Source organism: Tautonia rosea (assembly GCF_012958305.1).
GTDB classification, from domain to species: domain Bacteria; phylum Planctomycetota; class Planctomycetia; order Isosphaerales; family Isosphaeraceae; genus Tautonia; species Tautonia rosea.
Genome location: NZ_JABBYO010000003.1, coordinates 221313 through 232985, shown reverse-complemented (window position 1 = coordinate 232985; position 11673 = coordinate 221313). Strand labels below are relative to the sequence as shown.

Below are 11673 nucleotides of genomic sequence, written 5' to 3'. Positions count from 1 at the left end.
CGGGGGGTATTGCGACCCCGACCATGACGCCTTCGCATTGAGGCGTTCGGTGATCGGTTTCGCAGGCATCGCCGTCCTCTCCGGTTGTCCCGTCGTGCGGGCGGCCGCTTGCTCCTTCCTGAACCCACCTCGTGAGAGTCTTCGAACCTCGCGATTTGACCGAAACACCCTGTTCCCTCACGCTCTCGCCGTTCCCGTCAGATCTTCGGATGGGATTGGTGGGACCGAACCCCTCGGTCCAAGAACGAGTCCGACGATCATGCCGCGTTACGCACGTCGCCCCTCCGGTCAACGTCGTCTTCCGGGTCCGTGGAAACACGGTCCGATGCCGGTCGTTGGGCTGGTCGGTGGGATCGGAGCCGGCAAGAGTCGGGTGGCCTCGGAACTCGCCGCTCGAGGAGCCACAGTGCTTGACGCCGACACGATCGGCCATACCCTGCTCGATCAGCGGCCGTCGCGAAACGCCGTGGTCGCCCGGTTTGGTGACGATGTGCTCGACACAACCGTCGGCGAGGGGGAGGAGCCAAAGATCGACCGGGCGGCTCTGGGAGGAATCGTCTTCGCCGAGCCGCACGCGCTGCGGGCCCTGGAGGCGATCTTGCACCCCCGAATGCGATCGACGTTCGAGAAGGCCATCCGACGCGTCGGCCGACGACGCGAAGCTCCAATGGTCGTCCTCGATGCCGCGGTCCTGTTTGAAGCCGGTTGGGATGACCTTTGCGACGCGATCGTGTTCGTCGACGCCCCGGATCGAGTCCGCAGGGCACGAATCGCGGAATCTCGAGGCTGGTCGGCCGAACAACTCTCAGCCCGGGAATCGGCCCAGTGGCCACTGACGCGCAAGCGGGAGCAATCTGACCACGTCTTCACCAATCATGGCCCCCCTGAGGACCTGACAGCCCGCCTTGATGCACTCTGGCGGACGCTGATCCGACGGCCTGAGTTCTCGGTCGCCCCGGACGACCGGAGCGAAACGACCGTGGAATCAGAACGTCCGATCGCTCGGACGCGACGGTTCAGACCGGGCCAGGGCCGACCCGACGGCCCGCGAAGCCGCAACCGTCGGAAACGATAAGCATTGACCGGCAACCTGCCGAACGACGACCACCAATCTCCCTGTATCCCCTAACCCAACCAATCGTTTTCAATCGCTCGCGACGTCGATCGAACCTCTCACCTGGACTGGTCATGTTCTCAGGTCCGACGACGCCACCCGCCACCCGATCACGCCACCTTGTCGCGGCCGACGGCTCTCGCCGCCCGGCCGAGCAGTTCAGGAGATCGTCTTCATGGCCAACGACACCCGTCGCCGGGAGCCCAGCCCCTCCCCGTCTCGCTCCCGCAAGTCGTCTCAGACCGACCAGGCCAATCTTCCGACGACTGGAGAACCCCCGATTGGTGCAGACTCCTCCGCGGGCGAAGGGCCTCCGAGCACGTCGCGCCGCGAAAGTGCTCGAGAACCGGTGCGCTACCGGGAAACCTATCGCGAGCGCGACGCTGCCCCGCCAACGCTTCGCGATCGCCTGCAGCGCGACCGAGCAGCTCGAGCCGAACGCCAGCGGGCCGAATCTGAATCGGATGAGATTCAGCACCAGGGCTCAGGCCGCTCCTTCGGCGAAGGGCTGGACGTCGATGACGCTCCCGAACCCCTGAACCACTCGACCGCATCGCTCGTTGAGGATGATCTCGATCCAGATCTGGACGAGTTCGTCAAAGCCGAGGCTGCCGAGGCCGACCTGGAGGGCAACCTCTCATCGTTCTCGGATGACGAGGCCCTGTTCGGCGACTCGGAGATCCACGACCGCTACGAGGTCATCAAGCGCGGCGAGATTCATCTGACCGAACTGCAACGGATGACGATGCCGCAGCTCATCGCCGCCGCCAAGCGCGAAGGGGTTACCGAGTACACCGGCCTGAAGAAGCAGGACCTGATCTTCAAGATCCTCAAGGAGCGGGTCAAGCAAAACGGCCTGATGTACGGCGAGGGAACCCTGGAGGTTCTGCCCGACGGCTTCGGCTTCCTCCGAAGCCCGGACTACAACTACCTTCCTTGCCCGGACGACATTTACGTCTCGCCGAGCCAGATTCGCCGCTTCGGCCTGAAGACCGGGGCGATCGTGGCCGGGCAGATCCGCCCGCCGAAGGAAAACGAGCGGTACTTTGCCCTGCTCCGGGTCGAGGCGATCAACTACGAAGATCCCGACAAGCTCTCCGAGAAGGTTGGTTTCGACGACCTGACTGCTCTGCACCCGGTCAAGCGGATCAAGCTGGAAACGACGGCCGACGAAACGACCATGCGGGTCCTTGACCTCATGACGCCGCTTGGGTTCGGCCAGCGAGGACTGATCGTCGCGCCGCCCCGAACGGGCAAGACGATGCTCTTGCAAAAGATTGCCCATAGCGTCTTGAAAAACCATCCGGAGGCCTACCTCATGGTCCTGCTCATCGACGAGCGGCCGGAGGAAGTCACCGACATGGAACGAGCCGTCAACAGCCCGACGGCCGAGGTGATCAGCTCAACCTTCGATGAGCCGGCTTCGCGGCACATTCAGGTTGCCGAGATGGTGATCGAGAAGGCCAAGCGGATGGTCGAGTACGGCAAGGACGTGGTGATCTTGCTCGACTCGATTACTCGACTCGCCCGTGCCTACAATTCCGAAGCCCCCCACTCGGGCAAGGTGCTGACCGGAGGCATCGATGCCTCGGCCCTGCAAAAGCCGAAGCGGTTCTTCGGCGCCGCGAGAAAGGTCGAGGAAGGAGGCAGCCTGACGATTCTGGCGACCGCCCTGATCGAAACCGGCAGTCGGATGGACGAGGTGATATTCGAGGAGTTCAAGGGAACGGGCAACATGGAGTTGCTCCTCGATCGTCAGCTCGTCGATCGTCGCATCTGGCCCGCGATCGATCTGAGAAGCTCCGGAACCCGTCGCGAGGAAAACCTTCTTCCCGATGAGGAGTTGCGGCGCATTTACGAGCTTCGTCGCGAACTGAATGATCTGGGACCGATTGAGGCCATGAATCAACTGGTGAGTCGACTCAAGACGTCGAAGTCGAACAAGGACTTCCTGTCAGCGCTGAACGGAGCGTAAGCAGAGCCCTGCTTTGATCGGAACCCGGGGGCGATCGGCCGATTCATTCGATCGATCGTCGCCCCTCCTTCATCCTCTGGCCTGTTTGACACAGCGATGCCCACCTTCGAAGGCGATTATTCTCCCCCCGCAGGCCGCTTTGCCGTGGTCTGTGCTCGGTTCAACGCGATGGTCACCGAGGCCTTGCTAGGCGGCTGCCGCGAGGTGTTCGTTCGGCACGGCGTGCCCGACGATCGGATCGACGTAGCCTGGGTTCCCGGCTCGTTCGAGCTACCGATCGTCGCCAAGGCGATGGCCGAGTCGGGTCGGTATGCAGCGGTGATCTGTCTCGGCTGCGTGATCCGGGGCGAGACGGGGCATTACGACCACGTCGCCGGACAGTCCGCCGGTGGCCTGATGTCGGCAAGTCTGGCGACCGGCGTGCCGGTGATCTTCGGAGTCTTGACCACCGAGACGGTCGAGCAGGCACTCAACCGATCGGGCCTGAAATCGGGGAACAAAGGCGGCGAGGCGGCCATGGCGGCGATCGAGATGGTCAACCTGCTGATGCAAATCCGAGCCGAGCCGGTTGCCGACACCAGGGCGGGCGGCTAACCTCGCGATCGTGAGGAGTTCGCCTCTCGTCTCGGTGACGTCACACACCCGGGACGGGAATTGCGACAGAGGAGGTCGAGCCACGATGTCCACATCCACCGCGCCGCTGATTCCGCAAGCATTCTACTTCCGGGTTGCCCTGCCCTGCCCGAAGGTCGAGGGGATCCCCCGATCGGGCAAGGCTCGGCTCCTCGACCTGGACCGCTCGTGCCTCTTGCCGGAGCTGGGGGCGATCGACGGTCGAGCAAGCTGGGCCGAGGTTCGGGTTGCCTGGAACGTCGAGGGGCTGGGCATTTCGGTCGAGGTGACGGGCAAGTTCGGACCGTTGACTCATGTGCCCGAACGTCCCGAAGATTCCGACGGCGTGCAGCTCTGGATCGACACGAGAGACACAAGGGACATCCACCGGGCCAGCCGTCACTGCCATCGGTTTCACCTCGGAGTCGTACCGGGCAAGGGGAAAGGACTTGAGGTGGAGGTCCGGCAATTGAGGATTCCGAGGGCGACCGTAGACGCCCCGTTGGCCGACCTCAAGCCGGTCCGATCGACGGCCCAGCGAATACGTTCGGGCTATCGGCTCGACGTGTTTCTGCCGGGGTCGGTCTTGAACGGATTCGACGCGGAAACGAACCGTCGCCTCGGCTTTTCGTACCGGGTGACCGATCCGGACCGGGGGGATCAGTTCTTGACCGTCGGGAGAGAATTCCCGGTCGGGGAAGACCCGAGCCTCTGGGCCACCCTGGAACTGATTGAGTGATCGAGACATCCGGAAATATTTCACACAGGACAACCTCACACCCATTTGCATTTCGACGTTTCTTGATTCGATCCAATTCGATTCAATGTTCCGACCCGATCCAACCGATCTGAGGACCCTCCCGAACGGGGTCAGGCCATGTCCGACGAACCGATTCGCAACCTGAACGAACCCCCTGCCGGCACGCCGCCGAGGCCCCGCCCTGGCCAGAGCCTCAAGCCTGAGCCGGACCCTTACCAGCATCCGCTCGACCAGGAGATCGATCGCGCACTTGACGCGGCAACCGGTCAGGACGTCGGGCCGGAACTCAACCTGAAACGCCACTGGGACGAGGAACTGGAAGCTGAACTGGAGAAGGCCCTCGAAGGGTTTGATCCGGATACGGTTCCCGGTTCGATGAACCGACGGGCCCGGTCGGAAGCCGCACCGCCGAAGGCCTCTCCTTCCGGCCGTCGAGGCACGGAAACGGCCAAGGCTCCAAAGGTCGGACGAGTGGTTCGGGTCCGTGAGAACGAGATCATTGTGGACCTCGGCACCAAGAGCGAGGGGTTCATTCCCGTCTCGCAGTTCGGCGCCAAGAAACCCTTGCCGAACGTGGGTGATTCCATCGAGGTGATGGTCGATCGCTACGACCCTGCCGCCGGCCTGACCCGCCTGAACCTGAAAGGGGCGGCCGTTGACGCTGATTGGGAAAGCGTTCAGCGGGGGATGGTCGTCGAGGCTCGTGTGACAAAGGGGATCAAGGGGGGCCTGGAAGTCGATGTCGACGGCATGCGGGGCTTCCTGCCGGTAAGCCAGATCGAGCTCGGCTTCGTGGCCGATCCCGAAGCGTACCTCAATCAACGCTTCCAGGTGGTCGTGACCGAGGCAAACCCGAGAGAGAAGAACCTCGTTGTCTCCCGTCGGGAACTGCTGGAACAGCAACGCGCCGAGATGCGGGAGAAGACCTGGGCCGAGCTGCAGGAAGGCCAAATTCGAAAGGGTGTTGTTCGATCGATCAAGGACTTCGGTGCCTTTGTCGATCTCGGGGGTGTCGATGGCTTGATCCATGTTTCCGATCTCTCGTGGTCACGCGGGACGAAGGTCGAAGACGTGGTCAAGATCGGCGATGAGGTCGAGGTCAAAGTCCTCAAGATCGAGAAGGAGAAGGACCGCGTCGGCCTGGGGCTGAAGCAACTGGCCCCCAGCCCCTGGGACACGGTCGAGCACCGGTACGGCCGGGGCCAGATGATCCGGGGGAAGGTCGTCAAGGCGATGGACTTCGGTGCATTCGTCGAGATCGAGCCGGGGGTCGAGGGACTCATCCATATCTCCGAGCTTGCCCCCGGACGAGTGCGACGAGTCAAGGACATCGTTCAGGAAGGTCAAGAGGTTGAGGCCCGGATCCTCGACATCGACGCCGAAGCCAAGCGGATGAGCCTCTCACTCAAGCCGACCGCCAAGGACGAACCCGCCGTTGCCGAGGAAGAGGAGGAGGCTCCTCGACCCAAAAAAGAGCGGAAGGTTCCCTTGAAGGGAGGACTCGGCGATCGCGACGCGCCGCTCTTCGGCGGTTGATCGCCAACATGAAGCCTCTGAAACCCTGGGAGCGAGCAGGCCAACTCTGCGGGGGAACCGCTGATGGAACCCGTGGTGCTGGCCTTGCTCATCGCGATTGTCGCCGCCCTGTATGCGAGTGTTGGGCTCGCCGGGGCGTCGGGCTATCTGGCGGTGCTGGCGTTGTTCGGGGTCGATCCGCTCGCGATGAAAGGGGCGTCGTTGCTGCTCAACGGCTTCGTCGCCCTGGTCGGGACCTGGGTCTTTCACTCGGGCTCATGGGATCGATTGAAGACCGTTGCGGCGATCGCCCTTCCGGCGGTGCCGATGGCCTTCCTCGGAGGATTGATCCACGTACCGGCTGAAATCTATCTGCCGGTCGTGGGAAGCCTATTGATTCTCTCGGCGGTGCGGTTGGTCTGGCCGACCGGTGATGAGGGCGAGGATCGCGGCGGAATGCGCATTCCGATCGGTGCGGGGATTGCGCTGGGCGCGGTCATCGGTCTTGCCGCGGGATTGACCGGCACCGGAGGAGGAATCTTTCTCCTTCCGGCCCTCCAGTTGCTCGGGTGGGCAGACCCGAAGGAAGCCGCTCGGCTGGTCGCTCCGTTCGTGCTCGTCAGTTCGATCGCCGGGCTGACCGGCTACCTTTGCTCGACGCCGCACTTGCCAATCGGGTTGGTGCTCTGGGCACCGGCAGCGATTGTCGGCGGAATGATCGGGGCGCGGGCGGGGCGCGATCGACTGAACCCGACCATGCTGCGCCGGGTGCTGGCCGTCGTGCTCGTCGCCGCCGGAATCAGGTTGTTCATCACCTGAACTGGGTCTCGATCGCCTACTGAAGCGCCTCTCCCCGGCCTTCTTCCCCTCGATGGGCGACAGGGTGGACGAAGGCCGGGTGAAGCGCGAGGATGGGGTTGTGGTAAGGAGCAAACTGGAACCACTCACGCCACGGAAGTTCTGTATGGTGTTCGGTTCACACCAGATCAGCGGCGGAGGGTTTCGGGGTCGAGGAAGGTCACGCGCTGATCGCGGACGAACTTGTGACAATTGACACAGTTGATGGTTAAGTTCACATAATTGAGTGTGGCACCATCAATGTTTTTCGCGCGCCCCTGTTCTTCGAGGGCTTCGGTGAGGCGAATGAATTCCTCGGTATAGCGGACGTAGGTCATATTCGGACTGACGCGCCAGAGTTCATTCTCGGCCAGTTGCCGGAGAGCCTGGGCACCCTGGACGATCTGTTCGAAATCCGCCACAGTCAGGCCTTCGAGCACGTCCTTCGAGTGGTCGAGCTTGGCCTGCATGAACATGGAAAGCGTGCGGTCCTGAGGTGCTTCCCCCTGCGAACGCGCCTGGACACCGCCGATGACGATTCCCAGGGCAGCCAGGCAGGTCACGGCGAGCAAGGTCGTACGGATCGACGGGTTCATCGTCTCGTCTCCCCAACAGCAGACCTGACCCCCCGCACTCCGGGAAACGACCCGTTGCGGGTGGCCGAACCTTCCTTCTTGATCGTATCGGATCTGCCGACACGCCGTCGACCGGGCACCGGGCTGCCGACGTTCCAACGGCTTACAGCAGTGCGGTGGTCTCTGGATAGCCAGTCAAGAGGTTGAAGTTCTGAACGGCCACCCCTGAAGCCCCTTTGAGCAGGTTATCGAGACAGGCAATGACGAGGACCTTTCCTCGGACGACTCGAACGGTCAGATCGCAGAAATTCGAGAAGGCTGAGTCTTTCGTTGCAGGCAACCGACTGAGGACCCGGACGAAGGGAGACTCGCGATAAAACGCGCGGTAGAGATCAAGGAGATCGAGCTCGGTGACCGCCCTCCGGGGCTGCGCGTAAATCGTGGCAAGGATGCCGCGGTCCATCGGGACCAGATGGGGGGTGAAAATGACCTCGACGGGGTCGCTGGACACGGCCTGACCAACATCCGTCAAAATCTGCTCAATCTCTGGTGTGTGTCGGTGGCGACCGACGCCATAAGCCGAGAGGCTTTCGTTGCATTCGGGGTAGTGGGTGGTGAGCTTCGGTGATCGCCCCGCGCCTGAGACGCCGCTCTTGGCGTCAATGATGATGCCCGATCGCTCGATCAGGTTCTGGGCAACGAGCGGAGCCAGGGCGAGGATTGCGGTTGAGGTGTAACACCCAGGATTGGCGATCAGAGGGGCGGAAGGAATCGCATCTCGATAGAGTTCGGGTAACCCGTAAATCGCCTCACGAAGGCCGGAGGGATCGGTATGGGGATGGTCGTACCAATCTTCGTAGACGGTTTCGTCGTTCAGGCGATAATCGGCGCTGAGGTCGATAATGCGGAGCCCTCGACGTCGGAGTTCGGGAACCGCCGCCATGCTCGCCCCATGAGGCAAGGCAAGGAACGCGACCTGAGCAACCTCGGCCACGCGATCGGGATCGAACGGTTCGCAGGCAAGGTCGATCCGACCGGCGAGCGAGGGATGAAGTGCATCGAGCTTCGGCGCTTCGTCCTTCCGAGAGGTTGCCATGCGAATCCGGGAACCAGGATGCCGGAGCAGGAGTTGAATCAATTCCCGGGCGGTATATCCTGAGGCGCCCACAATCGCCACGTCGGTCATCGGAAGGTCCTTGAGCGGAAGCGAGGAGAGAGAGTCAGCGGCAGGTTCGATCAGCCTTCAATCGGATGGAGCGATGTTGCTCGGTGACGACGCAGAGTGATGAGCAGTCCGGCAAGCCAGGCCACCCAGGACATCGAGGAGAGCAGCAGCCCCAGTCGCTCGAAGCGTCCCTCGTAGGAAAGCCGGATCGTCCACGATCCGGGACCGGGCAACGCAATGCCCTGCCATCCCCCCAGGACGCTATGAACCGGGGCCGGGTTCGCCACCCCTTCGGCATCGCTGACCGAGGCAGTCCACTCGGGATAATCGAGCTGCGTCACAAGGACAAGACCGGGGCCGTCCGTCTCAATCGACAGTTCCAGGCGCTCGGGGACCGTCATGAGCAGGTCAAGCGGACGGGCGTCGTCGAGCAGTTCCGGGATCCGCATCGGATCGCCCGGGTCGTTGCGGAAGCGTTCGATCGGATCAGAGGCGTCGGTCGGCAGGAACCAGGCCCGAGGAGCCGCCCCGGCATCGAGGACCAGGTAGCGCCCGGCCCGCCCTTCGTCGGTCTCGGCGAATCCAGGCCCGAGGAGCCAGGAAGTCAGGCTGGGGTCATCGAGGATCTCGGAGGACTCGATGCGTCCGGTTTCGGTGAAGCGGTCGCGGAGAAGCTCGATGCCGGGGCCGATCGGCCCGATTACTCGGACTCGCGCGCCGAGGCTGCGTTGAGCGTCGAGGATCGCCTCGACCTCCTGAGCCGATCGGGGGATGGCGTCAGCAAGGCCGCGGAGTTCGGGATGAATCGGCAAGTCGAGTGTTCGGTAGCTTTGGATCGGAGCCGCGCCCGAAACCATCGTCAGGTTGCGCATCGGGTCGATCGAGCGGGTTCCTTGGGGAAGCTCGGCGAGGCGTCCCAGGACGCGACTCTGTTCCGTGAGCGGGCGGATTGGTGCCGCATCCACCGGACGACGGCGAGCCATCAGGCCAAGGTCCACGATTGTCAGCACGACGAGCCCGATCATCAGCGTCGTTCGTCGCCTGGCCAGCGGAGCGAGCAGCACGACACTCATCAACAGGGTGACGGTCGTTCCCAGTTCGGCGCGATAGATTCGCCATCGTTCTCGATCGAGCCGTAAGCCGCCGGTCGGCACGGGACCGAGTCCCTCTCTCTCCTGGGCAGCAATCACGCGAAGATCGGCCTGCGGGCGTCGGGCCCGGGCGAAGACCTCGGTGACGGGAGGATCGTTGGTCCACGGAAATTGCTCGAAGGCCCGCTCGTACAGGCCGACGATGCTCGAAGCTCCAGGGCTCCCGGTCGCATTCAAGCCAAGCTCGAACAGGCCGATCACGGCCCCGATCCAGAGGACAGCTCCCAGCACACAGCCGACAAGCCACCGACCGGGCCGAAGGAGGCGGCCGTCTTGGATCGCGTCGAAGCCGAAGCCGGCGAGGATTGCCAGGGCAAGCGAGACGATCATTCCCCATCGCGCTGGTGCCCGGAAGAATGAAAAACCCGGCCACTGACTGAAGACCCGGAAGCCCGGCACGTACGGGCCGAGGCTCAGGAACAAACCGACCGCCAGCACCAGGAACAGTACGCGAATAATCCCGGCGTGCGGGCCTGGTCGGCAAAGCGCCATCAGGGCCAGAAAGGCGGGGATCAGGCCGACGTAAAGCCGAAGCTCTTCCGGAGAGGTGTGAAACGGGTCCCAGATGACCGGCCGCCAAAGCGGAGAACGGTGATAGAGATCAGGAGCGACAAGATTGACCAGATGCACCGGGGTGGCCGCAAAGCCGGAGAGGTACTCGAAGTCGCGTTGTGTTTCCGCGAGCCGGGCCAGTTGCGCCGTCGGCACGATCTGACAGGCGGCCATTGGCACGATCGCCAGCAAGGACAGTAGCACAAGGATCGATCGCAGCGTCATTTCCCAGCGCGTGGACTTGCCTATCACCAGAGCCCCGAGCACCATCACCCCCACGCTCACCTGTGTGCAGAAGGCAAGCTGGAAATGTCCGGGGAGAACCTGAACCGTCACGGCTGCCGCCAGCAGCCAGGGGGCTCCGCGTCCACCTCTCCCCGAGAGGATCGACCACGCCAAACCCCAGATCCAGGGGGTCCAGCTTCCAACACTCAGGGCCCAGAGGTGCGGTAGGTGAATGAGAAAGAAGCCGGAGGCCCCCCAGGCTCCTCCCGCGAGGGTCGCCCCCCAGGAGGACACCCCGAATCGCCGGGCCGCCCAGAAGGCTCCGAGGGCTCCCCAGAGCAAGTGCAACACCATGCTTGCCGTGTATCCGGCCTCGACCGGCAAGAGTCCGAAGCAGACCCAGTGCGGCGGGTAATAAACCCCCATCTGACTTTCGGCCAGGCTCGGAAATCCGAAGCCCCAGCGATCGTTCCAGAGCGGCAAGCGACCGGCGCGGATCGCCTCGCCGAGCACGCTCATCAGGCCCATCTGAAACTGGGTCACGTCGCCGCCGACCGGCATCGCTCCACCGATTCCGATCGGCCAGAGCCACGCCAGCATCAGGGCGCAGAGCAACACTGGGCCCAGGCCCCTGGCAATCCCCGATCCGATCATCCCATTGACCACATTGCCGCTCCTCAACCCGTTCTCGGATGATCGGTAAACTTTACAGGATCGACGCACCGACCTGCACGGCTTGATTGTAAGTCGTGATTCAAGTTCCTTGATCCGAGGATCGAATCCCTCGCCTTCCGAAACGACCTCCCCGCGAAACTCACGATAAAGCAATGACTTAGAACCACAAACAGGTCAACGTTCGGGAATCGTTCGAATTCGGCACGAAGGCTGCAATTGCTTCGGTTCAAGGGCAGGAAGCCCATTCCAACCAAGACCATCACCCTCTCGCGAACCGTACCGAAAGAGGGAAAGGAGTCCGCCATGTTGGTTCTGAGCCGCAAACAAGGTCAGCGTTTTCAGATCGGCGAGGACATCCGCTTGACCATCGTCCGGATCGACCGCAACTCCATCCGCATCGGTGTGGAAGCTCCCGATGGTCAGATGATCTATCGGGAAGAACTGCTCACCCGCGAGCCGCTGGACGAGGACTCCGCGCACGCCCGGTCCTCCTCTACTCAGTGGGCGTGATCGCTCG

At 63.0% G+C, this 11673-nt stretch carries 10 protein-coding genes; 7 read left to right on the top strand and 3 right to left on the bottom strand.

What is annotated here, in order from left to right:
- Window positions 1-259: 259 nt before the first annotated feature.
- The 6 genes from coaE to HG800_RS06295 all read left to right on the top strand — a co-directional run bounded on the left by coaE (window position 260) and on the right by HG800_RS06295 (window position 6795).
- Entirely contained in the window at window positions 260-1075 is an 816-nt protein-coding gene (gene coaE / locus HG800_RS06320; RefSeq protein WP_169974928.1) for a dephospho-CoA kinase, read from the top strand.
- A gap of 214 nt (window positions 1076-1289) precedes the next feature.
- Window positions 1290-3089 carry a transcription termination factor Rho gene (gene rho / locus HG800_RS06315; protein ID WP_169974927.1) on the top strand — a complete coding sequence of 600 codons (1800 nt, stop codon included), beginning with the start codon at window positions 1290-1292 and terminating at the stop codon, window positions 3087-3089.
- Window positions 3090-3185: 96 nt separating this feature from the next.
- The gene (gene ribH / locus HG800_RS06310) at window positions 3186-3683 is read left to right on the top strand and encodes a 6,7-dimethyl-8-ribityllumazine synthase (protein ID WP_169974925.1); all 498 of its coding nucleotides are present in this window, start codon (window positions 3186-3188) and stop codon (window positions 3681-3683) included.
- Between the two features lie 85 nt (window positions 3684-3768).
- The gene (locus tag HG800_RS06305; RefSeq protein WP_169974923.1) at window positions 3769-4440 is read left to right on the top strand and encodes a hypothetical protein; all 672 of its coding nucleotides are present in this window, start codon (window positions 3769-3771) and stop codon (window positions 4438-4440) included.
- Window positions 4441-4578: 138 nt separating this feature from the next.
- Window positions 4579-5997, top strand: a complete 1419-nt coding sequence (locus HG800_RS06300; RefSeq protein ID WP_169974921.1) for a 30S ribosomal protein S1 — start codon at window positions 4579-4581, stop codon at window positions 5995-5997.
- A gap of 63 nt (window positions 5998-6060) precedes the next feature.
- Window positions 6061-6795 (top strand): sulfite exporter TauE/SafE family protein, encoded by a 735-nt coding sequence (locus HG800_RS06295; RefSeq protein ID WP_169974918.1) that lies wholly within the window; start codon window positions 6061-6063, stop codon window positions 6793-6795.
- Window positions 6796-6962: 167 nt separating this feature from the next.
- Here the strand turns inward: HG800_RS06295 and HG800_RS06290 are convergent, their stop codons facing one another.
- The 3 genes from HG800_RS06290 to HG800_RS06280 all read right to left on the bottom strand — a co-directional run bounded on the left by HG800_RS06290 (window position 6963) and on the right by HG800_RS06280 (window position 11162).
- The gene (locus HG800_RS06290; protein WP_169974916.1) at window positions 6963-7409 is read right to left on the bottom strand and encodes a hypothetical protein; all 447 of its coding nucleotides are present in this window, start codon (window positions 7407-7409) and stop codon (window positions 6963-6965) included.
- 142 nt (window positions 7410-7551) lie between these two features.
- On the bottom strand, window positions 7552-8574 hold the full coding sequence (argC, locus tag HG800_RS06285; protein WP_169974914.1) for an N-acetyl-gamma-glutamyl-phosphate reductase: 1023 nt from the start codon (window positions 8572-8574) through the stop codon (window positions 7552-7554).
- 50 nt (window positions 8575-8624) lie between these two features.
- Window positions 8625-11162 (bottom strand): hypothetical protein, encoded by a 2538-nt coding sequence (locus tag HG800_RS06280; protein WP_169974912.1) that lies wholly within the window; start codon window positions 11160-11162, stop codon window positions 8625-8627.
- Between the two features lie 297 nt (window positions 11163-11459).
- Between HG800_RS06280 and HG800_RS06275 the strand changes: the two genes are divergently transcribed.
- On the top strand, window positions 11460-11666 hold the full coding sequence (locus tag HG800_RS06275) for a carbon storage regulator (protein WP_169974910.1): 207 nt from the start codon (window positions 11460-11462) through the stop codon (window positions 11664-11666).
- Window positions 11667-11673 lie beyond the last annotated feature (7 nt).